The organism is Acinetobacter sp. WA-87 (assembly GCF_039938935.1).
Lineage (GTDB): Bacteria > Pseudomonadota > Gammaproteobacteria > Pseudomonadales > Moraxellaceae > Acinetobacter > Acinetobacter seifertii.
The window spans coordinates 1098293-1121516 of sequence record NZ_JBDUVF010000001.1; the positions used below are offsets into that span (position 1 = coordinate 1098293).

A 23224-nucleotide genomic window follows, 5' to 3' on the forward strand; every position below is an offset into this window, starting at 1 on the left:
TGTAACCAGTCGCTACTCAATGGCTGGTTTTCCTTAAATCTATTTCGGGATGAATCATGATTTTATTTGGCAAAAAGAGAGTTAAACCAAGCCAAAAAGCTTATGCCGTCGTGACGGGTGCAGGTAGCGGAATTGGTCGGAGTTTTGCAATTGAACTGGCAAAACGTGGTGGCAGCGTAGTATGTGCAGATATTAATTTAGAAGCCGCAGAAGAAACCGTAAAGCTTCTTGAACAAGAAGGCGCAAAAGCTTTTGCTATGCGTTGTGATGTAGGTAATGCAGAACAAGTAAATCATTTAGCTGAAACTGCTGAAATTTTACTTGGGCACCCTGTAACTCTTGTCATTAATAATGCAGGAGTGGGTTTGGGTGGCAAGTTTGACGAACTCAGTCTAGAAGACTGGAACTGGGTCATGAATATTAACCTTTGGGGTGTTATTCATGGTTGTCATGCTTTTGTACCAAAGTTCAAAAAGTTAGGTTACGGCGCAATTATTAATGTGGCTTCGGCGGCTTCTTACACTGCTGCTCCAGAAATGACCGCGTATAACGTAACTAAAGCCGGTGTACGTGCGCTATCTGAAACACTTTCGGCCGAACTGCGTAAGTTTAATATTAAAGTCAATGTACTCTGCCCGACTTTGGTTCCCACCAATATCATTAAAAATGGTCGTATTCCGGGTCGTTATTCGAAGCTTGCAGACCATGCACTTATGAACTATGCACTCACCACAAGTGATGACGTCGCCAAACTCACTCTTAACCGTCTTGATCAGGATGAGCTTTATACCATTCCTCAAATTGACGCGAAGTTATTCTGGCTCATGAAACGTGCATCTCCAAGCTTGTATACCAAGTTCCTTGGTACGTCTTACAAATTATTTAAATAAGAAATTTATAGGTAGTACACATATGACTGCTCAAATGAAAACAAATGCATCAGCAAAAAAAGCTGTCAATTCACCTCAGCATATTTTCGATACTTTTATTGTGGGCGCTGGTATTTCAGGGATCGCCGCTGCTATTCGCCTAGATCAAGTGGGTTATACCAATTATAAGATTATTGAAAAAGCTGGCCGTGTTGGTGGAACATGGCGTGAAAATACCTACCCAGGTTGTGGTTGTGATGTACCTTCTGCTCTTTACTCTTATTCATTTGCACCAAGTGCAAAATGGAGCCATCTATTTGCGCGCCAACCAGAAATCTTAAGTTATCTGGAAGATGTGAGTAACGAGTTTAATGTTACGTCTAAAATCGAGTTTAATAGCGAACTGCTCAACGCAGCGTGGGATGACTCACGTCATGTGTGGGTGCTTGATACCAGTACTGGTCAATATTTGTCTAAAACCGTTATTTTTGCTACAGGTCCAATTACCGAAGCTCAAATTCCACGTCTTGAAGGCTTAGACACATTTAAAGGCGAGATGTTCCATTCAGCTAAATGGAACCATGATTATGATTTAACTGGTAAACGCATTGCCGTGATTGGTACTGGTGCATCTGCTATTCAGTTTGTGCCACAAATTCAACCAAAAGCGAAAGAGCTTTTTGTATTCCAACGTACAGCACCTTGGGTATTACCAAAACCAGATACAGACTTGGGCGAGTTTAGTAAATCAGTCATTGCCAAATATCCGGCTATTCAGGCGAGCTGGCGTAAAAGTGTAGCGCTAACGCTGAATGCAATTAACTTTGGTTTACGTAACCCTCTTGCGCTCAAACCAGTCAATGTATTGGGTAAGCAATTACTTAAATTGCAAATTAATGACCCTGTACTACGTAAAAACGTAACGCCAAACTTTGATATTGGTTGTAAACGTATTTTATTCGCTAACAACTACTACCCTGCACTACAAGCACCAAACACGACCCTTATTCCTCATGGTTTAGTGAAAGTTGAAGGCAATACGGTGGTTGCTGCAAATGGTGAGCGCCACGAAGTTGATGTGATTATTTGGGGTACAGGCTTTGAAGTATCTCACCCACCAATTGGTAAACGTGTCCACAATGAAAAAGGTCAATGTTTACAAGACATATGGAAAAGTAGCTCACCAGAGGCTTACTTAGGAACTAACATCGAAAATGTACCGAATGCATTTTTAGTTTTGGGTCCAAACGTATTGGTCTATGATTCTTTCATTGGTTTGGCAGAAGCACAACTCGACTATATCGTAGATGGCTTACTGAAAATTAAAAACAAAGGAATTAGCAAATTAAATGTTAAATCTGATGTGATTAAAAAGCATAACGATTTAGTGCAAAAGCACTTACAAACAACGGTATTTAATAGCGGCGGCTGTAAGAGTTACTACCTTGATGCCAACGGGCGTAACTTTGCTGCATGGCCTTGGTCATTGAAAAAACTTAAACAACGTTTGAAAAAAGTAGATTTGAAAGATTATGAAGTGACGTATCAAACGACGAAAACTCACTAATTTGTAATTTCGATCAAATCAGTTGTAAGAAAGAGGCAGTGTATTTTAGGTTTTCATGAAATACACTGCCTTCTTCGTTGAATATCTTCAAGAAATAAAAAAACAGGATAAAGATGAAAGAAGGTCAATCAAGTCGTACCGCCGAAGCTGCCGCTGCATTACGGGCCAATCATTTTCAAAATACAAAGAACCCTGTATTTTCAGACCCTTATGCTTTTGAACTAACCAGTAAAGGCTGGAAAAAACTGCTCTCTAGCCCACTTATTGTTAAAGTCATGAATTCTTCGGTTTTAAACCGCACTTTAGGTTTACTTACTGGGCAAGTGGTCGGACGCTCTCGTTATGCCGAAGATTTACTTGATCAGGCAGTTCAACAAAATACTCAACAATATGTTTTAGTGGGTGCTGGCCTAGACTCTTTTGCACTACGTGAATCACACCATTACCCTACTTTGAAAATTTTTGAAGTCGATCACCCTGATACTCAAACTGCCAAACAGACTAAGCTAAAAAAGTTAGGAAATATTCCTACTACCGTTGAGTTTGTCGCGATTAACTTTGAAAAAGAGTCTATTTCGGAAGCTCTGACCAGAAGTATCTATGATTCATCTGCTCCTGCATTTTTTTCTTGGTTAGGCACAACGCACTATTTAAACCCGCAAACCACCTTGGAAACTTTAAAAAGTATTGCCAACTTTGCTGCAAACGGTAGTGAAGTAGTACTCGACTATTCGACCGATTTTCACGAGCTAATGGGCATTGAGCGACTTGGAAGTATGGGCGTTGCACAGTTTACCCATTTGCTGAAAGAGCCTTTATTAGGTCAATTTAAACCTATAGATTTACATCATTCAGTGGAGCAGATGGGATTTGAAGTGGTCGAAGACTTATCAGGTGAAGCCATTACTGAACGATACTTTAATGCACGAATCGATGAAATTCGCCACACCTCAGCAACACGATTATTGCATTTGCGTTTAAATAGAAAATAATGTTGAAAGCCAACTTAGACTTTAAGTTGGCTTTTTTTAATCGAGGTGAATACCATCATTACCAGCTTGAACGCGGCTCTGGTCCATCGACATGCTGATTTAAAAATTGGCGTAAATGATCTAAAAAGTGCGCGACTTTAGGTGACAAATTCAGTCTCTCTAAATACACCGCATAGACATCTGCTGGTGGTGTTTCATAATCCTCTAGCACTTGAACCAATCTGCCACTTCTTAAGTATTTTGCTACGTCCCACTCTGCTCGCATCAAAATACCGTAGCCTTCTAAGGCCCAGTTTAATGCGACTGCCCCATCATTCGTACTCAGTTGCCCATGAACTTTAACAGTTTCAACCTGTTTGCCATGACTTAACCGCCAATTACCATAAGCAGAATCATTTTGCCGAATCACAATACACTGATGCTGCGTTAAATCATGGGGAGTGAGCGGTTGCCCTGCCATTTTTAAGTAGCTAGGTGATGCACATAATAAACGGCGGTTGGCTGCCAATTTTTTGGCAATGAGACGCGAATCGGGTATTTCACCAAAGCGGATTGACACATCAATGGCTTCATCAGGCAGATTAATCGGACGGTCAGTTAAATGCAGTTGGACATCGACATCAGGATAGATTTTGGCAAATGTAGAAATCGCTGGCGCAATATAAGAACGACCAAAGCCTAAAGGTGCATTCACACGCAATACCCCTTTGGGAGCTGCCCGACTACTTGAAACCAAACGCTCCATTTCATCGATCTCTTTTAAAATACGAACCGCATTTTCAAAGTAGACCTCACCCTCACTGGTTAAGCTAATTCTGCGTGTTGTTCTATTTAAAAGCCTTACACCTAAACGCTCTTCAAGTTGAGTTAAACGTCTAGAAACCGCAGGTGGTGTCAAGTTTAACTCTCGTGCCGTCGCGACAAGACTTCCTTGTTTAACCAATAAACAAAAGAAAGCTAATTCCGTATCTGCATTCATGATTATTAAGTTTTTTGCAATAGTGATTTAACTTTATATCGATTCATCAGTTTTTTAAAGGGTTTAACATCCATTTCATTGTTTCCCGACATAAGTCGCCTCTTGTTTAAGAGCATAAAAACGTCCGCAGAAGGAATGCTGTGGAGGAGCTGGAAAAAGCCATCTAGCCGAATGAATAGCGGTAAAGAAAGCGAAAACTACCAATCAGGATTGGTAGTCATGAATATGGAGTCATGACATGGAAATGGATATTGAAAAACGAACGTTACGTCGAATCACGTGGAGAATCGTACCGTTTATTATGTTGTTATACCTTGTAGCCTATATCGACCGCGTCAATATTGGCTTTGCAGCACTCACCATGAAAGAAGATCTAGGCTTTACCGCCTCAGTTCTCGGGTTTGGTGCCGGAATTTTCTTTTTGGGTTATTTCTTGTTTGAAGTCCCATCCAACATTATTTTGCATAAAGTCGGTGCCCGCATCTGGATTGCTCGAGTCATGGTGACTTGGGGTCTGATTGCAGCTGGTATGGCATTTGTTGAAAGCTCAACCAGCTTTTACGTTATGCGATTTTTACTCGGTGTTGCCGAGGCGGGTTTCTTTCCGGGCATTATTTTGTACTTAACTTACTGGTTTCCTGCACGCCATCGCGCTGGTGTGATTGCTTTATTTATGGCAGCCGCCCCAATTGCCACAGCAGTTGGTTCACCAATCTCTGCCGCGTTACTTGAAATGCATGGAATTTGGGGACTCGCTGGCTGGCAATGGATGTTCATTATTGAAGCAATACCTGCACTCATCTTAGGCGTTGTGGTTTTTAAATATATGACTGATCGCCCTGAACAAGCCACTTGGTTAAAACAGGATGAACGCGAATGGCTTGTAAAAACCATGAAAGAAGAAGATGTAGGAAAAAATGCTCCTCAGCATCACAGCATTCTTCGCGGTCTTGCCAACCCACGAGTACTTGCCCTTGCATTGATTTATTTCGGAACATCGGCTGGGCTTTATACCCTCGGTATCTGGGCACCACAAATTATTAAACAGCTTGGCGTAACGTCTATGACTGTGGGACTTTTAAATGCCATTCCACCAATCGTTTCTGTCATTGCCATGGTTTTATGGTCTCGACACTCTGACCGCACCAATGAACGTACATGGCATGTTGCTCTTGCATGTTTAACCGCAGCAGTTGGTCTCGCAATTGCAGCTGGAACACACAATGTCATTGGATTAATTGCAGCACTTACCATTGTGAATGTCGGTATTAGCTGTGCCAAACCACCTCTATGGAGCATGCCAACCATGTTCTTATCAGGATCAGCCGCAGCAGCAGGCATTGCCACGATTAACTCAATCGGAAATTTAGGTGGGTTTGCAGGCCCTGCCATGATCGGCTGGATTAAAGATCAAACTGGAGACTTCACAGGTGGACTCTATTTTGTGGCAGGCCTACTCATTATCTCGACCTTACTGACACTAGTGCTGAGCTTCTCCCAAAAAGTGAAAGTAAGCACTGCCAAAGCCACCCACTAACCCTATTTACATCAATTAGATCTGAACAAGTTTCTTCAAGGAGCACAACATGGACAAAGATATTGCAGTCCAGTCCCTTACGGACACCATGGCCAAATTTACGGCTTATATTGGAAAACGCCTACCTAAAGATGTGAAAAGCAAGTTAATTGAACTGCGTACTTTAGAAACCAATCCTCTTGCTAAATCAGTTTATGACTCGATGGAAGAAAATCAGCAAGCTGCGGATAAACTCAACCGCCCAAGCTGCCAAGACACGGGTGTGATTCAATATTTCGTTGAAGCAGGTGCCAACTTCCCTTTGCTTGGTGAACTTCAAGATATTTTGAGCGAAGCAACTGCTGAAGCAACTCGCATAGGTCCATTACGTCACAACGCTGTTGAAACCTTCGATGAAAAAAATACGGGCACCAATACAGGCACTCAAATTCCATGGTTAGACTGGCGTATTGTACCTGAACTCGACACTTGTACCATTGATGTCTATATGGCTGGTGGCGGTTGTACCCTACCGGGTGCAGCAAAAGTTTTAATGCCAGGTCAAGGCTACGAAGGTGTTGCTGAATTTGTGATGGATGTTATTACAGAACGCGGTGTAAATGCCTGTCCGCCGTTACTGGTTGGTGTGGGCGTATCAACTTCGGTTGAAACCGCAGCTCGTCTTTCTAAACTCGCGATTATGCGTCCGGTTGACTCAACAAGTGATAATCCACGCGCTGCCTTAATGGAACAACTGTTAGAACAAGGTCTTAATGAAATTGGTATTGGCCCTCAAGGACTCACAGGAAATAACAGTGTAATGGGAGTCAATATTGAATCTTCTGCACGCCATCCATCAACCATTGGGGTTGCCGTAAATACAGGTTGCTGGGCACATCGCCGTGGCAAAATTAAGATTAACCCAGATATGTCGTATGAAATCTTGTCTCATGAAGGAGTGGTACTATGAAAAAAATTCTGACAACTCCTATTAAAGATGAAGATCTTTTAGACCTTAAAGTCGGTGATGTGGTTTATTTGACTGGCCGTTTGGTAACTTGTCGTGACGTTGCCCATCGCAGACTGATCGAACAAGGTCGAGAACTACCAGTTAATCTTGAAGGCGGAGCGATTTTTCATGCTGGCCCTATTGTGCGCAAAAAAGGTGAAAACGACTTCGAAATGGTTTCGATTGGCCCAACAACCAGTATGCGAATGGAAAAATTTGAACGAGAATTTATCAAACAAACTGGAGTTAAGCTTATTGTAGGTAAAGGCGGCATGGGGCCAGAAACAGCTGCTGGATGTCAGGAAAATATTGCCGTTCATGCGATTTTCCCAGGCGGCTGTGCGGTACTCGCAGCAACCTTAGTTGAAGAGATTGAAGGCGCTGAATGGCAGGATTTAGGAATGCCAGAAACTCTTTGGATAAATCGAGTGAGAGAATTTGGTCCGCTCATTATTTCTATCGACACTAAAGGCAACAACCTGATTCAACAAAACAAAGTTGAATTTCAAGCCAAGAAAGCCCCGCTTTTAGAAAAAATCAGCAAGCAACTGAGCTTTATTAAATAAATCACTCTTTAGATGAAGGGAAAGCAAAAGCCCCTTCATCTTTTTTTATTTTTGTACTAAACGCATCGCATGAGGTGTTTTCCCATGCCATCTTTTATAAGCATGAATAAAACTGGCAGGTTCTGCATAGCCTAGCCACTCAGCAATCTGTTCAACCGAAGTTTTCGGTAATGCCAAATACTGCTCTGCTAGAACTTGCCTTACTTCTTCACGAATTTGAATAAAAGTCATTTCCTCTAATGCCAAGTGACGGCGTAGAGTACGCACGTTTAAATGCAATCGGTCAGCGACTATTTCCATAGAAGGCATTTCCCCTCGCACATTCATAAGTTGCTGTTGCACCAAGGTTGTAAATTTATTTTGTGATTGGCGTTTCTCCAATATTTGGCGGCACTGTTCTTCGGCTGTATATAGCACCAAATCATTTGCCATAAGTAGCTTTTGATCTACTTTTTGTGGATCAAGAATTACAAAGCTTTTAGCTGAGCCAAATGCTGGTATTACGCCAAATAAGTCTTGATAAGGCTGAACATCACCTTTGGGTTGAAAAGAAAAAGCCAAATACTGGCAAAAGTTATCCTGCACCAAATCTCGTTGTACCGTAATGAGCGCAGCGGCATCTCGTTCAATAATGAATTGACGTACTGAAGATGGAATATCTTGCTCATCAATTTCGATACGGATTCCTTGCGGTGTATCCGACACATCAAAGCGGGTAAAAGCAAAAGTTAAAGTAAAATAGGTTAAAGCCAAATCTAGTGCTTCACGAATGCTAGCACTACTCATCAGAGCCATACCTAATGGCCCAAATGTGGTGAAATGATAGCGTGTGCCTACTTCTAAGCCTAGTGTCGGTCTGTCTCCTAGTTGCTCAACCAAGTTTTGAATGAGCTGTAATTCCTGATGGCCTGTCACCACCATATTTGGGTCGAGTAATTGTTGTTGGCTAAGCCCAGTCCCTTTTAAAATCGTCTGATAGGAAATGCCTGATTCCACCGCAAAATCAGCCATTAACCGAACACTATGTACACTGCGTTCAAAAGCCCATGTATACTTCACTGTATTGCTCAGAATGTCCTCGAATCACAATATTTTGTCCTCATCCATCCTCTAAATCAAGTTAATAAACGTCTATTCTGCATACAGGAAATTGCGATTTTTCGCTCACTGTTTTTAAGGATTTAGAGCAGCCATGTTTAATTCGTCTACTAATTCAAATAAAAATGTACGCATCGCCATTATTGGCACTGGCTTTGGTGGCCTAGGACTTGCCATTCGTCTCAAACAAGCAGGTTTTGAACAATTTACTCTCTTTGAAAAAGCTGCCGATGTCGGCGGTGTCTGGCGTGACAATACGTATCCGGGCGCTGCATGTGATGTGCCTTCTCATCTGTATTCTTTTTCTTTTGAGCAAGAACTTGGCTGGAAAAATCGCTACGGAACCTCTCAAGAGATTTATCAATATTTACGCCACTGTGCGGAAAAATATGACATTCGTCCACATGTTCAATTTAATACTGAAATAGCCAGTGCCGAATTTGATGCCCTACAAGGTGTATGGCACATTCAAAGCATGACTGGCGAACAGTTTGAAGCTGAATTCTTAGTGGGCGCGGTAGGCCAACTTAACCGCCCTGCTTATCCAAAACTTAAAGGGATTGAAAACTTTAAAGGTAAGGCATTTCACTCAGCGCGTTGGGATCATGAGTATGACTTAACTGGCAAACGTGTTGCTGTGATTGGTACAGGTGCAAGCGCAATTCAGTTCGTACCTGAAATTGCAAAACAAGTAGCACATCTAGACGTTTATCAACGCTCGGCACCTTACGTGATTCCAAAACCAGATCGGGTTTACCAACCTTTAGAGAAAAAAGCTTTCCGTAAACTGCCGATTTTGCAAAGTCTAGACCGTGCTTTGCAATATGGTCATCATGAAATTCGCCTACTTGCTTTTACAACTTCACTTAATGAAATGCCTTTGGTGGAATATTTATTCCAGCGCCACATCCGTAAAGTCGTTAAAGATGGGAAGTTGCGCCACCGCTTAATGCCGGACTATCCAATTGGTTGTAAACGTATCTTAATCTCTAATCACTGGTATGAAACGCTGACTCAGCCTCATGTCGATGTGATTAATACTGGCATTCAAGAAATTACCGAAAACGGCATTTTAGATACGGAAGGAAATCTGCGTGAAGTCGACACCATTATTTATGGTACGGGCTTTGCCGCAACGGAATTTATGGCGCCAATGCAGATTGCAGGTCTTGATGGCCGCACCTTAAAAGACACATGGAAAGATGGTGCAGAAGCTTATCTCGGTTTAACTGTAAGCGGCTTTCCAAACTTCTTTATGCTTTATGGTCCAAACACCAATCTTGGGCACAACTCAATTGTGTATATGATTGAAAGCCAAGTGAATTATATTTTAGATGCCATTCAAACAACCCTGCAAAACAAACTTCTGTTCACCAATGTTCGTGCAGAAGTTCAACATGAGTTTAATCAAAGCATTCAAGAAAAAATGAAAAAAACTGTCTGGGCGCAAGGTTGTACCAGTTGGTATCAAACTGCTGATGGTAAAAATACCAATAACTGGCCGGGTTTTACTCTTGAATATCGACAGCGGACTCGTCGCTTCGATGTTGAAAACTACACTCAGGTGTCGGCTATTTCTTAAACAAGCTTCACCATAGGAAATGAGAAAAATAAACGGAGAATTTTATGAAGTCTTTTAAAAATAAAGTCGCAGCTGTGACAGGTGCTGGCTCTGGTATTGGACAAGCACTTGCCATTGCACTCGCAAAACAAGGCTGTCATCTGGCACTTTCTGATATTAGTGAAGCTGGGTTAGCCAAAACAGTCGAGCTGTTAACGCCTTATTCAGTCAAAGTAACTACACAAAAAGTCGATGTGGCTAAACGTGATGAGGTTGCAACTTGGGCAAAAGCAGTTGTAGATGAACATGGCCAAGTTAATCTGATTTTTAATAATGCTGGTGTCGCAATAGGTAGTACGGCTGAAGGTGTAAGCTATGAAGACCTTGAATGGCTGATTGGTATTAATTTTTGGGGTGTGGTTTATGGCACCAAAGAATTTTTGCCTTACTTAAAGCAAAGTGGTGACGGGCATATTATTAATATTTCCAGTATGTTTGGCTTAACAGCTCAACCAACCCAAAGTGCTTATAACGCCAGTAAATTTGCCGTTCGTGGTTTTACTGAATCATTGCGCCAAGAACTCGATCTACAAAATGCTGGAGTGAGTGCGACCTGTGTGCATCCGGGTGGTATCCGTACCAATATTGCCAAAGCTGCCCGCATGAATAATAGCGTCCAGTCTTTAGGAATGGATCCTTTAAAAAGTCAGGATGCTTTCGATAAATTACTTCGCACCCCTGCTGACGATGCCGCTCAACAAATTTTAGAAGCTGTTCGTAAAGACCGTCGCCGCTTACTCATTGGAGCCGATGCTAAAGCCGTTGATGTGATTCAACGTATTCTTCCTCAGGGTTATCAAAAGATTTTTGCAACCGCGACTGCCTTGCAAACTCGTCTACTCAACAAATCAGCAAAATAAAAACAGTGGTCAGCATGCTCTTAATTTTAGGAGATGCTGACTGACATTAAATGCTTAGTATGAGTCTTTATTATGAAGCAGCTTCTTGCATGGACCATCCGTACCACGCTACGTCCAGCTTTATCCCCTAAAACACCACTAAAGCTACAACGTTTTTGTAGCGATGCAGCCAGTGCAATTGTGCTTGGACCACGTGGCTATAAAACAAAAAAGCAAACAATTGCTCAAGTACCGACAGTTCATATTCAGCCCAAAACGACTCAATCAGGACGTGGTATCTTATATTTACATGGCGGTGGCTATGTGGTGGGTAGCTCAAAAAGTCACACTAAGCTTGCTGCTCAAATCGGACATGCAGCTCAAGCACAAGTCTGGTTACCTGAATATCGCCTAGCCCCAGAGCACACAAACCCTGCTGCTATTGAAGATGTAGTTACAGTCTATAAAGCTTTACTTACTCAAGGACAAAACCCGAAAAAACTCGTGATTGCGGGTGACTCAGCTGGTGGCGGACTGAGTTTAAGTACTGCAATTGCGATACGGGATGCGGGATTACCGTTACCAGCAGCATTAGTTTTACTTTCACCTTGGGTTGACTTAAGTCTTTCAGGAAACACGATCAAAACTCATGCTGCTCAAGATGCAATGCTGTCAGAAGACTGGTTAGCTTGGTGTGCAAAAAACTATTGCGGCCAAAAATCGGCAACCGATCCAACCTGTTCCCCACTCTATGCCGACTTAACTGGATTACCTCCTGTTTTAATTCATGTCGGTACCGAAGAAGTTTTATTAGATGATGCAAAACGGCTCGCTAAACAAACTGAAGAATACGGTATTCCGACGAACTTGAAGGTTTATGACCGAGTCGGACATGTTTTTCAATTCCACGCGGGTATACTAAAAGAATCTAATGACTCGATTGAGCGCATTGGGCAATTCATTGATAAACATACACAGTCAATATAAAAATATCGCCAGAGAGGAGTCCTCGGCATGACAACAAACAATTATGACTATGATTACCTCATTATTGGTTCAGGCTTTGGTGGTAGTGTTTCCGCTTGCCGTCTAACCGAAAAAGGCTACTCGGTTGCTGTAATGGAAATGGGGCGACGCTGGGAAGCTAAAGATTTTGCTAAAAATAACTGGAATACCCGTCGCTGGATTTGGCGCCCGGGCATGAAACTTTTTGGTTATTTCAACATGCGTTTTTTTCGCCATGTCACCATTATTTGCGGTAATGCTGTAGGTGGCGGTTCAATTACCTATGCCAATACCCTACTTGTTCCACCTGAACATATTTGGGATGAAGGCACTTGGGCAGATGCGGCGGACTGGAAAAATGAAATGCCACAGCACTATGCTGAAGCAGAACGTATGCTTGGGGTGACTGATAATAAAATTTTCGGTCCAGCCGATCATATGCTAAAAAAAATGGGCGATGCAGTTGGTGTGGGTCATACATTTAAACCGACTCGTGTTGCAACGTTTTTTCCACCCGAAGGTGAACAAGGTGGCAAGACCTACCCAGACCCGTATTTTAACGGCGAAGGTCCAGACCGCGGAACCTGTACCGCATGTGGCGGCTGTATGACGGGTTGTAAACACAACGCAAAAAATACCTTAGATAAAAACTATTTGTACTTTGCCGAAAAAAATGGTGCCAAGGTTTACGAAGAAACCAAAGTGGTTGATGTGAAACCACTCAATGGTAAAGCCGATGGCAGTGATGGCTATGAAGTTACTACTGAATGTTCAAGCTCATGGTTCAACAAACAACGCCGTACATGGCGAGTGCGCAATGTAATTTTCTCGGCATCGTCTTTGGGTACCCAAGAGATGTTGTTCCGTTTAAAACAGTCTGGTTCTCTGCCAAATGTTTCTGATGATTTGGGCAATCGGGTTCGTACTAATGCTGAGTCAATTTTAGGCGTTCGCTTTTTTGGTAAAGATGTCGACATGAGTAAAGGTGTTGCCATTGGTTCAAGTATTTACCTTGACCATGACACTCACATTGAAGCGACTCGCTATCAAACTGGTTCCGATGCTATGGGCCTTATGTGTACGTACATGGCTAAAGGTAAACCGGGTTGGACGCGTATTTTCTTTTGGTTATGGGCACTTATTTGCCATCCTTTTATTTTTCTTCGCATGAGTAATCCTGTCAGTTTTGCACGCCAAACCTTAATTTTCTTGGTAATGCAAACAGCAGACGCCTCTATTAACATGCGCTTGAAACGTAATTGGTTCTGGCCTTTTGGTAAAGTGTTATCGAGCGAAGGTAAAAAGCTACCTGTTTATATTCCGCAGGCTAATGCATTTACTGAAAAAGTTGCCAAAATGTTTAATGGCCACCCCATGACGACTATTACCGAAATTTTGTTTAACGTACCTTTTACAGCCCACTGTATGGGGGGTTGTGCAATTGCTTCAAGCCCAGAGCGCGGTGTGGTAGATGGACAAAACCGTGTCTTTAACTATAAAAATTTATACGTTGTAGATGGTTCAATGTTAGGTGCAAATTTAGGCGTTAACCCAAGTCTTACCATTACAGCTCTTGCAGAACGCGCAATGTCTTATATTCCGGCTAAACATACTTTGGATGAGCAGCAAGATCATAGACTAGAGGCAGAAACCATAGAGATCACCAAAGCTTCTGCTTAAACTGCGATTTGTTTTATAAAAAAAGCCTATTTAAAAATAGGCTTTTTTTATTTCGCTTTTTAAATTACATCGCTACGGCTTTCGCGCGAGCTGCATGCAACTTTTTATAGCTCTCGATCAGACGTAAATGGCGATCAAGCCCTTCTAGTTTCATGCTTGTTGGTGTTAAACCATAGAAACGAACGCTACCATCGACAGAACCTAATACCGCATCCATTCGTGTATCACCAAACATACGGCGGAAGTTAGTCAAATAGTCTTCAAGCTCTAGTTCTTCATCTAACATCACTTCAAGCACCACGTTCATGCACTGATAGAACAAGCCACGCTCAACGGTGTTGGTGTTATATTGCAAGTAAGTTTCCACAAGCTCTTTTGCTTCTTCAAACTGTTGTAAAGCAACATAAATCAACAGTTTCAATTCTAAGATTGTGAGCTGTCCCCAAACTGTATTGTCATCAAATTCGATACCAATCAGCGTGGTAATTTCAGTGTAATCGTCTAGCTCGCATTCCTCTAAGCGCTCAACCAATGCCTCAAGCTGTTCATCATCTAAACGGTGCAGATTTAGAATATCTTCACGGAATGAAAGTGCCTTATTGGTGTTGTCCCAAATCAAATCTTCAACAAGATAAATTTCAGAATAATCTGGTACTAAAATACGGCAAGCAGTCGCACCTAAATGCTCATAGACTGCCATATATACTTCTTTGCCCATCTCTTCGAGAATACCGAACAATGTTGCAGCTTCTTCTGCATTCGACTCTTCGCCTTCGCCAGAAAAATCCCATTCAACAAAGTCATAGTCAGATTTAGAGCTAAAGAAGCGCCAAGAAACCAAACCGCTCGAGTCAATAAAGTGCTCAACAAAGTTGTTTGGCTCAGTAACCGCATTACTTTGGAAAGTCGGTTGTGGTAAATCATTTAAGCCTTCAAAACTACGGCCTTGAAGTAATTCAGTCAGACTACGTTCTAACGCAACTTCAAAACTTGGATGCGCACCGAAAGATGCAAACACACCACCCGTGCGCGGGTTCATTAAAGTCACACACATTACAGGGAACTGACCGCCTAACGATGCATCTTTAACTAATACAGGGAAACCTTGCTCTTCTAAGCCTTTAATACCAGCAACAATACTTGGGTATTTTGCTAATACGTCTTCAGGAACATCTGGAAGTGCAATTTCACCTTCTAAAATTTCACGTTTTACAGCACGTTCAAAAATTTCTGACAAGCATTGAACTTGGGCTTCTGCCAAAGTGTTCCCAGCACTCATACCATTACTTAAGTATAAGTTTTCAATTAAATTTGATGGGAAATATACAACTTCATCGTCAGACTGGCGTACAAAAGGTAACGAGCAAATGCCGCGCTCTACGTTGCCTGAGTTAGTGTCATATAAATGTGTACCAAGTAACTCATCATCTGGGTTGTAAATCTCAAGACAGTATTCATCTAAGATTTCTTTAGGTAATTCACCATTTGGACCCGGTTTAAACCATTTTTCATCTGGGTAATGCACAAATTCAGCATTGGCAATATCTTCACCCCAGAACTGGTCGTTATAGAAGAAGTTACAGTTTAAACGCTCAATAAACTCGCCTAATGCAGATGCCAAAGCACTTTCTTTAGTTGCACCTTTACCATTGGTAAAACACATCGGAGACTGTGCATCACGAATATGTAACGACCATACATTTGGCACGATATTACGCCAAGACGCGATTTCGATCTTCATGCCCAAATTTGCCAAAATAGCAGACATATTGGCAATAGTTTCTTCTAATGGTAGGTCTTTACCTTGAATATAGGTATGGCTTTCTGAAGTTAAGCTTGGCAATAACAATGCTTGCGCATCTGCATCGATACTTTCAACTTCTTCAATAATAAATTCGGGACCCGTTTGAATCACTTTTTTAACAGTACAACGGTCAATCGAACGTAAAATCCCTTGGCGATCTTTCTCTGAAATATCGGCTGGTAATTCAATTTGAATTTTAAAGGTTTGCTTGTAACGGTTTTCAGGATCAACAATATTATTTTGCGATAAACGAATATTATCAGTTGGGATATCTCGAGCGGCACAATACACTTTTACAAAGTACGCTGCACACAATGCTGACGATGCTAAAAAATAGTCAAATGGGCCCGGTGCCGAACCGTCACCCTTATAGCGAATTGGTTGATCGGCAATTACCGTAAAGTCATCGAACTTAGCTTCCTGTCGAAGATTGTCGAGATAATTAACCTTGATTTCCATGCTGGCACCTAAATATTTTTATGTGTCAGCACAGACACATAAAATTCTAAATATTGAAAAATAAGCCGAATCACAGCGAAGAAATTGACTTAAAAAAATGAGAGATTAAAGCCATGTGTTTAATGAACGACTCAAGTGGCTTTAATAAGATTGGCGGTATTATAGAGGGATTTTGTGCAGTTGATAACTAAAGTTAAAACATTGCTGCTCACAATGTTTTAACTCGTCTTTAATTTAGTTAAATATTGAACATTAAAATTTAAAGGTGTAATCAACATTCAACCGCGTTTCATTTGTCGAATGAAAGGTCATATTGGTAGGCATATCGTTGCGATAGTGAGAAAAACGGGCTCGCATTCCCAAACCTTTTAACTTACCTTCAGGAATTTTATAGCCCAAATCAAATTCTATCGACTCCTCTTTAAAACGTTGGTCGCCATATTGCAATAAGTCAATGTCTTCACCTTTTGCGTAGCGAGTCATAAAACGCAGTCCGTTTAATGAAACATCACCTACCCGCGCATTTTTAAAGTCATATTCATAACGAATCGAATAGACTTTTTCATCTTTATTTGAATAGTCCGAACTCATAAAATCAAGCACGACTGGACTTTCAGTTCCCGACAAAAACGGTAAACCAGTCGAGCCAAATGACTGCATGTAGCCCAAAGAAACGGTATGATTTTGATAGTTCAAACCAAATAGGCCGCTAATATGTCGGTTATCGACTTCTCCTATTTTTTTGCTTCCCGTTTCTTCACTATTAAAAAAACGTACATCGCTTAAAAAATTAAGCTGATCGTTTAAAGGTTGTTTTCCGTTAAAGCCTAAAAACTGTTGCTGGTAAATGTCTTTGAGTTCAGCCTGATAAGCACGTAAACGGTAATCCTTTAACTGATAGCTTCCACCTAAGGTATAAAAAGAATCTGTAGTTGCTGCTTTGTCGAAACGATGGTTGATATTGTCTGTTCCAACATCGGTATAACGAATTAAATCGCGCTGGCGCACTTCATCGACATAAAAGCCTTCAAGTTGAAGATTTGGAATTTCATTTGAAACAAAGCGGATACCGCGATAAGTCTGAGGGAACAAACGCGCTGGCGATGAAAATATGGTCGGTAATTGTGGAACCAGATCCCCCACAAAAAGCTCATTTTTTCTAAATTTAGCCTTCCCTGTAATGCCGATTTTTCCATAATAATCATCACGTGAGTTATCGGTATCAACTGGAAGTAAGCCACTACGCGCATAGTCATCAGCACGACTTCCCATCAGGTTAAAACCTGCCATTGCCAGTACATCGACACCGAATCCAACTGTCCCTTCGGTATAACCAGACTGTCCTTTAAAAATTAGACCCTGCGCCCAATCTCTGGCGGCGGTATAAGGATATGGGTCTTTTTTATAGTCTCGGTCAAAGTAAAAATTACGTAGTGTCAGCTCAGCTTTACTATCTGCGATAAACTCGGCATGCACAACTTGACTAAATAATGGGCACAAGCATACCCCCACCCATAATGGTGTCTTTTTCATTTTTTATCTCAACTATTTAATTTTTAATGGATTAAGGTGCTGTTTTAAGAGAGTAGTTTTGCTCTTTTTGACTGCGGTAAAAAGCATTACCTAAACTTAAAATCAGGAAAATAGCCAAAATAAACACCACACCGTAATAGGCATACAGCGTTGCGGGTGCTATACCTTTATCCAGAAAAATGCCTGCGACCGTTGGCGATAAAATTGCCCCAATTCGTCCAAAACCAATTGCATAGCCCACGCCACGACTACGGATTTCAGCATCGTAAATTGTTGGAGAAATAGAATATAAACCTGCCACACAGCCATTAATAAGTGTGCCAAGTAATAACCCAACCATGAGTGCAACACTGACTTGAGCGGAGACTGCGACAAATAGGAAAACACATACCGAGGTTAGCCCTAAAAATAGACTTAAGGCATAGAAAATTTTCATGCGTGATGCCAATAAACCAATAATGGCTGCCCCGAAAATCCCGCCAATACTAATTAAAATGCCGGTACTTACGCCTTGATGTGGCGACATCCCCATTGAAATAAGAATTTTCGGTGTCCAGCTCATCACAAAGTAAAAGCCAAACATCACTAAAAAGAATGCAAACCACAAACAAAGTGTTTGAAATCCAAGTTGTCCAGCAAATAGTTTGCCCAGCTCACTGCCATTTTGCGTGCTGAGTTTTTCATAACGCGGCATAACTGGTAATTCGTTTAGCCCCATACGATTTACAGTTGCATTAATTCGTTCTAATGCCTGTTTTGGTCGTTTCGCGAGTAAGTAATCTAAAGATTCTGGTAATAACCATGCGCTGATTAGCAGCATTGCAATGGTTGTAACCCCACCTGCTAAAAAGATTGAGCGCCAACCTAAATGCTCAATCAATGCCAGTGATAGTACCCCGCCAAGTGTCGCACCAATTCCGTAACCGGTAGACATTAAGCTCACAGCAAGACTGCGCCAACGTGCATTGGCATATTCACTTGCCAAGACATTACTACTCGCAAGGATGCCACCCACCCCAATTCCAGTAATAAACCGAAGTGCAGCTAACATGCCGTGGCTTTGTACAAAAGCACAGCCCAGCATGCTCAGACCTGCAATGACAAGACAAACTAAGATGAGTAAACGGCGACCGATTTTATCGGCTAAAGGCGCGAGAAAAATTGAACCGGCAGCCATTCCAAAAAGGCCAGCACTTAACAACAAGCCAATTTGTGCGCCTGAAAGTGACCACTCTGCTGACACGGATGGAGCAGTAAATGCCATTACCATCACGTCAAAGCCATCAATAATATTGAGACAAATACAGATCAAAATGACGAACCATTGATAGCGGCTCATATTATTTTGATTAATCTCACTTAGAACGTCTCTTTCCATTTGTGTATCTCCCTTGAATAAGACATACACACGACATTGCTGATATGAGCGATTGGGTGGTTATGCACATCCGTATCCATAATGACCTAGAGGAATATTTGTTTTTTGAGCATCCTGCTCTTTTTCTATACTGAATATTTGGATCCAAAAAATCAACTAAAATTATAAACGGATTATTAAAAAGTATATAAATACATAAATTATATAAGTATAAAATTATTAAAAACATAAAATTAGAATGCTTTAATATTTTTATGGATCCATATTAAAAAATCTATTATGATCGATTCCAGAGCATTTTTTAGCCAAAAAAGCTCAGTTTATTTCCAAAAGATGCAAGATGCATTTTTAAAACATCAAAGGATTGTTGTTATGAAACTCAAAAGAGTAAGCCAGCTTACATTGGGACTTTTTTTTGCCAGCCAGTTGTTTTACACAACGCAAGCAGCACCTCCAAAAAATCAACAACCACCCAATATCATGATTATTTTGGCCGATGATCTTGGCTTTTCAGATATTGGCGCTTATGGCGGCGAAATTAAAACCCCTCATATTGATAGCCTGTTAAAACAAGGAAAAATGCTTTTTAATTTTCATGCTTCATCAATGTGTTCACCTACTCGTGCACAGCTTATGACAGGTGCAGATAACCACTTGGTGGGTTTAGGTGCCATGTATGAAACGTCAAAACGACAAGAAAAATTGGTTGGAGTCGATAGCCCGCGTGCACTCCTCAAAATTGATGGCTATTCAGGGCACTTAACGCAAAATGCTTACACACTCGCAGAGATTTTGAAGACAAAAGATTATTACACCTTCATGGTCGGTAAATGGCACTTAGGCTATGCTCCCGACCAAAACCCTAAAGCCCGTGGTTTTGATCAATCTTTTGCTCTGCTCGATGGCTTCGATTTACACTTTAAAGACCAACCTAAAAACTATCCGCGTAATACCCAATACACAGAAAATGGTCAAAAAGTCACACTGCCTGATAACTACTATTCGACCGACTTTTTTACACAAAAAGCGTTTGAGTATTTAGACAAAAATAAAGCGCAAAAACCATTTTTTGCCTACCTCGCCTATACCGCTCCACACTGGCCGATACAGGCACCCGCTCATTACAGAGACTTATATAAAGGTAAATACGATCAAGGCTACGATGCAATTCGTAAGCAACGCTTTGAGAGACAAAAGCAACTAGGATTAATTCCTGCAAATGCACAATACCCAGTCGAACGTGGCAATCAAGCTTTAGGCACCAAAAGCTGGAATGAACTTACACCACAAGAGCGCAAATACGAAGCGCGCAAAATGGAAGTTTATGCGGGCATGGTTACCCAGTTAGACGACCGCGTGGGCGATGTTATTCAATATCTTAAAAAGCATCATCTATATGACAATACTTTAATTGTATTTATGTCAGATAACGGCGCTGAAGGCGGTGATCATAATTTCCCAATGGGTGATGCCGACAATCGCTATGAAAATATAGGCAACGCCAGCTCATATCTATACATGGGACCACGTTGGGCTGAAGTAAGTAGTACACCATTCACTTACTGGAAATCAGCCGCTTCAGAAGGCGGAGTTCGAGTTCCATTTATTGTTAAATCACCTGTGCAAATTTCTAAACAACATGGAATTAACAATAACTTTGCGACAGTCAGAGATATATTCCCCACTGTGATGGAGCTAGCAGGCATTCAAAATAGTCAAATTTATCCAGCAACTAGTACCAAAATCAAACCATTAGGTTTTAGTTTAATTCCTGCTTTTAAAGATAATACAGCCCGTATTCGTCCTGTTAATTATTATGACTTCAAAGAATTACATGGCAGCCGCTACGCCAAAACTGATGAATGGAAACTTGTTGAAAACTCACCTTCTAAATTTAAGAGTCATGGCTGGGAACTCTACAATTTAAAAACAGATTTTAATGAGCAACATAATGTTTATGCAGCCCATCCTGAGATCGTCAAAGTCTTAAATGACAAATATTTAAGATATGCCGATGAAAACGGCGTTGTGGATTTTGAGCAATACAACAAAAAGTAGAGAAAACCAGATGAAACAAATCATAATGCTTTCATCTTTCCTCTTACTTTGTGCATGCCAAAAAACTACACCTCGACTAGAACAAAATCCTTTGCCCGACCTAGGCACTAAAGCTAAATGCTCTTCCTATTCAGGCCTTCCTTCGGGATGGCCTAACAATAAAGAAGCAGGCATGGTTAAACTTCCTCAAGGAAAGATTGTTTTAGGCACCACACAAGGTTATGAAGATGAACGCCCATTAAACTTACAGGCAACTTCAGTTCCCGCTTTTTTAATTGATGCAACTGAAGTCACCAACGCTCAATTTCAAGAGTTTGTTAAACAAACGGGTTATGTCACCGATGCAGAGAAGCAAGGCGGCGCAGCTATGTTTGTACAGCCAGATCATCCAGTTGAAGAATTACAGTGGTGGAAGTTTGAAAAAGGTGCCAATTGGAAACATCCATGGGGCCTAAACAACCCTAAACACCCCGCACCTCATGAACCTGTTCGCATGGTGACATGGAATGATGCCTACGCTTATGCAAACTGGCTGGGTCATGACTTACCAACTGAGCTTGAGTGGGAATATGCAGCCAAAGGTTTTCAGCAAAATTCCGATATTGGCCCTACCCACGAAGGCCATATTGTAGCCAATTTCTGGCAAGGCGAATTTCCTTATAAAAACATTCAGGAAGATGGTTTTAAGGATGTGGCCCCTGTTGGTTGTTTTAGCAAAAACCCGTTTGGATTATACGACTTGATTGGCAATGTATGGGAGTGGACGCAAACACCCTATACAGGTCCAAGAGATCATCATATGGGAGATCCATCGAAATATCGGCAAAGTCACGAACAGATTTTGCAATATACGATTAAAGGTGGATCTTATTTATGCGCTACCAACTATTGCGCGCGTTATCGTGCTGCCGCGAGGCATCCACAGGAACTCGACCTTGCAACTAGCCATGTCGGATTTAGAACAGTAAAACGCTTTTAAACGGATTTAAAAATGAAGCATATTTTTATTTATGGGATTTTCTTCTCAGGGATACCCCTTGCCTGCTGTTTAGCTCATAGTGAAGTAGATGTTAATTTTCAAAATACACTCACACTAAAAACATTCAACTTCGACAGACAATATGAAAATGGTACTAGTCCCGATACTCATAGCTTGAGTCAAGGCGTGATCTATCGTGGTGACTGGTCAACCAAGCTTAATGATGTTCAGCTACACCTCAATCCAAGCATCCAATATGCATATCGCCTAAGTCACGACCAACACACCAATGATATGGTCATACCCTTTGACCCCAACACTAAGAAACAAGCACAAGATCAAGTTAAATATGGCTTAGGTGTTGGAGTTGAATATCAAAACTTCCGCATGAATATAGGGGAAATTATTCCCGACTCACCACTTACTCCACAAGTGGATACACATCAATTACGGGTGAACTATAAAGGCTTGGAATTAAAATATAAGACACCGCAACAAAATTTCGAGCTGGGTTTAATTAACCGTTATTCGCCAAAAAATGAGGAGGACTACCACAAACTCGCCATATCAAAACATGAATCTGATGGGCTTTACTTTTTCCAGTGGGATGGGAAAACGCCTCAATATCATTGGAAATTTTATAATGGTTACTTAACAGATCTCATCAATCAAAGTTACTTTGCCTTTGATTATCAATGGTTAAAGCAGCACACTACAAAATTACGTGTGTTTCGCCACGATGATGTTGGTAAATCAAAACTTGGAGAATATGACAATACATCTGTAGGCGCTATGCATTTCATCAAACATGGCAACTTTACAACTGGAATTGGCTACCAAGAAAACTTTGGCAAAGATGGTATTCCAAAACTCGACAATATGCCCATCCCCCATATGGTGAACTGGACCTTAGGTGCGTTTACCAAAGCAGATGAAAAGTCGTATCATTTCGTTGCCTCGTATGACTTTAAAGACTATATCAAGGGTCTAAAAATCACCTATAAATATATTTATGGCGATTCATTTCAGACCATGAACCAAAATGATTTTGAGCAAGAAAATGATGTGTTGATTCAGTACGATCTAAATGCTTGGATTAAAAATCTTAAGTTACTTTTCTTAAATATTAACTACGACACCAAACACGGCAAAAGTCTGGATGAACAGCGCATGATGCTTCATTACACGGTTAATTTCTAAATTTCCACACTCCCATAATGGCTTAACCACAGTTATTATGGATCCAAATTAAGATGAATAAAAATTTAGCCT

Annotated in this window: 18 protein-coding genes; 13 read left to right on the plus strand and 5 right to left on the minus strand. The window is 41.2% G+C overall.

The genetic code is table 11. The features are described from left to right. Nucleotides 1-56 precede the first annotated feature (56 nt). The 3 genes from ABFY81_RS05275 to ABFY81_RS05285 all read left to right on the plus strand — a co-directional run bounded on the left by ABFY81_RS05275 (nucleotide 57) and on the right by ABFY81_RS05285 (nucleotide 3428). Nucleotides 57-890 carry an SDR family NAD(P)-dependent oxidoreductase gene (locus ABFY81_RS05275; protein WP_004702815.1) on the plus strand — a complete coding sequence of 278 codons (834 nt, stop codon included), beginning with the start codon at nucleotides 57-59 and terminating at the stop codon, nucleotides 888-890. A gap of 22 nt (nucleotides 891-912) precedes the next feature. Further along, nucleotides 913-2436: an NAD(P)/FAD-dependent oxidoreductase gene (locus ABFY81_RS05280; RefSeq protein ID WP_347913246.1), complete on the plus strand. Its 1524-nt coding sequence runs from the start codon at nucleotides 913-915 to the stop codon at nucleotides 2434-2436. Nucleotides 2437-2549: 113 nt separating this feature from the next. Beyond that, a complete protein-coding gene (locus ABFY81_RS05285) occupies nucleotides 2550-3428 on the plus strand; it encodes a class I SAM-dependent methyltransferase (RefSeq protein WP_347913247.1) in 879 nt (292 codons plus the stop codon). Between the two features lie 58 nt (nucleotides 3429-3486). Here ABFY81_RS05285 and ABFY81_RS05290 read toward each other — a convergent pair whose 3' ends face one another. Next, complete coding sequence (locus tag ABFY81_RS05290; RefSeq protein ID WP_013198512.1) at nucleotides 3487-4407, minus strand: LysR family transcriptional regulator; 921 nt, start codon at nucleotides 4405-4407, stop codon at nucleotides 3487-3489. 238 nt (nucleotides 4408-4645) lie between these two features. Here ABFY81_RS05290 and ABFY81_RS05295 point away from each other — a divergent pair, with 238 nt between their 5' ends. Genes ABFY81_RS05295 through ttdB form a run of 3 tightly spaced genes read left to right on the plus strand, consistent with a single transcriptional unit; the run spans nucleotide 4646 to nucleotide 7498 of the window. Further along, the gene (locus tag ABFY81_RS05295; protein WP_347913248.1) at nucleotides 4646-5944 is read left to right on the plus strand and encodes an MFS transporter; all 1299 of its coding nucleotides are present in this window, start codon (nucleotides 4646-4648) and stop codon (nucleotides 5942-5944) included. A gap of 49 nt (nucleotides 5945-5993) precedes the next feature. Then, complete coding sequence (ttdA, locus tag ABFY81_RS05300) at nucleotides 5994-6893, plus strand: L(+)-tartrate dehydratase subunit alpha (protein ID WP_002163154.1); 900 nt, start codon at nucleotides 5994-5996, stop codon at nucleotides 6891-6893. Further along, entirely contained in the window at nucleotides 6890-7498 is a 609-nt protein-coding gene (gene ttdB / locus ABFY81_RS05305) for a L(+)-tartrate dehydratase subunit beta (protein WP_347913249.1), read from the plus strand. Before ttdA ends, ttdB begins: the two co-directional genes overlap by 4 nt. A gap of 45 nt (nucleotides 7499-7543) precedes the next feature. Here ttdB and ABFY81_RS05310 read toward each other — a convergent pair whose 3' ends face one another. After that, nucleotides 7544-8557: an AraC family transcriptional regulator gene (locus tag ABFY81_RS05310; protein ID WP_347913250.1), complete on the minus strand. Its 1014-nt coding sequence runs from the start codon at nucleotides 8555-8557 to the stop codon at nucleotides 7544-7546. Nucleotides 8558-8690: 133 nt separating this feature from the next. On the opposite strand from ABFY81_RS05310, the gene ABFY81_RS05315 reads away from it, so the two are divergent. The 4 genes from ABFY81_RS05315 to ABFY81_RS05330 all read left to right on the plus strand — a co-directional run bounded on the left by ABFY81_RS05315 (nucleotide 8691) and on the right by ABFY81_RS05330 (nucleotide 13741). Next, the gene (locus tag ABFY81_RS05315; RefSeq protein WP_347913251.1) at nucleotides 8691-10178 is read left to right on the plus strand and encodes an NAD(P)/FAD-dependent oxidoreductase; all 1488 of its coding nucleotides are present in this window, start codon (nucleotides 8691-8693) and stop codon (nucleotides 10176-10178) included. Nucleotides 10179-10222: 44 nt separating this feature from the next. Next, nucleotides 10223-11077: an SDR family oxidoreductase gene (locus tag ABFY81_RS05320; protein WP_017386380.1), complete on the plus strand. Its 855-nt coding sequence runs from the start codon at nucleotides 10223-10225 to the stop codon at nucleotides 11075-11077. Between the two features lie 72 nt (nucleotides 11078-11149). After that, on the plus strand, nucleotides 11150-12043 hold the full coding sequence (locus ABFY81_RS05325; RefSeq protein WP_347913252.1) for an alpha/beta hydrolase: 894 nt from the start codon (nucleotides 11150-11152) through the stop codon (nucleotides 12041-12043). A gap of 27 nt (nucleotides 12044-12070) precedes the next feature. Further along, nucleotides 12071-13741 (plus strand): GMC family oxidoreductase, encoded by a 1671-nt coding sequence (locus tag ABFY81_RS05330; protein ID WP_347913253.1) that lies wholly within the window; start codon nucleotides 12071-12073, stop codon nucleotides 13739-13741. 64 nt (nucleotides 13742-13805) lie between these two features. Here ABFY81_RS05330 and ABFY81_RS05335 read toward each other — a convergent pair whose 3' ends face one another. The 3 genes from ABFY81_RS05335 to ABFY81_RS05345 all read right to left on the minus strand — a co-directional run bounded on the left by ABFY81_RS05335 (nucleotide 13806) and on the right by ABFY81_RS05345 (nucleotide 18915). Then, the gene (locus tag ABFY81_RS05335; protein WP_347913254.1) at nucleotides 13806-16004 is read right to left on the minus strand and encodes an OsmC domain/YcaO domain-containing protein; all 2199 of its coding nucleotides are present in this window, start codon (nucleotides 16002-16004) and stop codon (nucleotides 13806-13808) included. 252 nt (nucleotides 16005-16256) lie between these two features. Next, nucleotides 16257-17537: an OprD family outer membrane porin gene (locus tag ABFY81_RS05340; RefSeq protein ID WP_347913255.1), complete on the minus strand. Its 1281-nt coding sequence runs from the start codon at nucleotides 17535-17537 to the stop codon at nucleotides 16257-16259. Between the two features lie 31 nt (nucleotides 17538-17568). Continuing rightward, the gene (locus tag ABFY81_RS05345) at nucleotides 17569-18915 is read right to left on the minus strand and encodes an MFS transporter (RefSeq protein ID WP_240285960.1); all 1347 of its coding nucleotides are present in this window, start codon (nucleotides 18913-18915) and stop codon (nucleotides 17569-17571) included. Nucleotides 18916-19287: 372 nt separating this feature from the next. Between ABFY81_RS05345 and ABFY81_RS05350 the strand changes: the two genes are divergently transcribed. Genes ABFY81_RS05350 through ABFY81_RS05360 form a run of 3 tightly spaced genes read left to right on the plus strand, consistent with a single transcriptional unit; the run spans nucleotide 19288 to nucleotide 23152 of the window. Then, on the plus strand, nucleotides 19288-20973 hold the full coding sequence (locus ABFY81_RS05350) for an arylsulfatase (protein WP_347913256.1): 1686 nt from the start codon (nucleotides 19288-19290) through the stop codon (nucleotides 20971-20973). 25 nt (nucleotides 20974-20998) lie between these two features. Then, nucleotides 20999-21952 (plus strand): formylglycine-generating enzyme family protein, encoded by a 954-nt coding sequence (locus ABFY81_RS05355; RefSeq protein ID WP_079393606.1) that lies wholly within the window; start codon nucleotides 20999-21001, stop codon nucleotides 21950-21952. A 12-nt stretch (nucleotides 21953-21964) separates the two neighbouring features. Next, on the plus strand, nucleotides 21965-23152 hold the full coding sequence (locus ABFY81_RS05360) for an OprD family outer membrane porin (protein WP_347913257.1): 1188 nt from the start codon (nucleotides 21965-21967) through the stop codon (nucleotides 23150-23152). Nucleotides 23153-23224: the final 72 nt, after the last annotated feature.

Excerpts from the sequence above, each read along its gene's own strand:
- ABFY81_RS05275 (WP_004702815.1), top strand. The coding sequence starts at position 57 with ATGATTTTATTTGGCAAAAAGAGAGTTAAACCAAGCCAAAAAGCTTAT.
- ABFY81_RS05280 (WP_347913246.1), top strand. The coding sequence starts at position 913 with ATGACTGCTCAAATGAAAACAAATGCATCAGCAAAAAAAGCTGTCAAT.
- ABFY81_RS05285 (WP_347913247.1), top strand. The coding sequence starts at position 2,550 with ATGAAAGAAGGTCAATCAAGTCGTACCGCCGAAGCTGCCGCTGCATTA.
- ABFY81_RS05290 (WP_013198512.1), bottom strand. The coding sequence starts at position 4,407 with ATGAATGCAGATACGGAATTAGCTTTCTTTTGTTTATTGGTTAAACAA.
- ABFY81_RS05295 (WP_347913248.1), top strand. The coding sequence starts at position 4,646 with ATGGAAATGGATATTGAAAAACGAACGTTACGTCGAATCACGTGGAGA.
- ttdA (WP_002163154.1), top strand. The coding sequence starts at position 5,994 with ATGGACAAAGATATTGCAGTCCAGTCCCTTACGGACACCATGGCCAAA.
- ttdB (WP_347913249.1), top strand. The coding sequence starts at position 6,890 with ATGAAAAAAATTCTGACAACTCCTATTAAAGATGAAGATCTTTTAGAC.
- ABFY81_RS05315 (WP_347913251.1), top strand. The coding sequence starts at position 8,691 with ATGTTTAATTCGTCTACTAATTCAAATAAAAATGTACGCATCGCCATT.
- ABFY81_RS05320 (WP_017386380.1), top strand. The coding sequence starts at position 10,223 with ATGAAGTCTTTTAAAAATAAAGTCGCAGCTGTGACAGGTGCTGGCTCT.
- ABFY81_RS05325 (WP_347913252.1), top strand. The coding sequence starts at position 11,150 with ATGAAGCAGCTTCTTGCATGGACCATCCGTACCACGCTACGTCCAGCT.
- ABFY81_RS05330 (WP_347913253.1), top strand. The coding sequence starts at position 12,071 with ATGACAACAAACAATTATGACTATGATTACCTCATTATTGGTTCAGGC.
- ABFY81_RS05335 (WP_347913254.1), bottom strand. The coding sequence starts at position 16,004 with ATGGAAATCAAGGTTAATTATCTCGACAATCTTCGACAGGAAGCTAAG.
- ABFY81_RS05340 (WP_347913255.1), bottom strand. The coding sequence starts at position 17,537 with ATGAAAAAGACACCATTATGGGTGGGGGTATGCTTGTGCCCATTATTT.
- ABFY81_RS05345 (WP_240285960.1), bottom strand. The coding sequence starts at position 18,915 with ATGGAAAGAGACGTTCTAAGTGAGATTAATCAAAATAATATGAGCCGC.
- ABFY81_RS05350 (WP_347913256.1), top strand. The coding sequence starts at position 19,288 with ATGAAACTCAAAAGAGTAAGCCAGCTTACATTGGGACTTTTTTTTGCC.
- ABFY81_RS05355 (WP_079393606.1), top strand. The coding sequence starts at position 20,999 with ATGCTTTCATCTTTCCTCTTACTTTGTGCATGCCAAAAAACTACACCT.
- ABFY81_RS05360 (WP_347913257.1), top strand. The coding sequence starts at position 21,965 with ATGAAGCATATTTTTATTTATGGGATTTTCTTCTCAGGGATACCCCTT.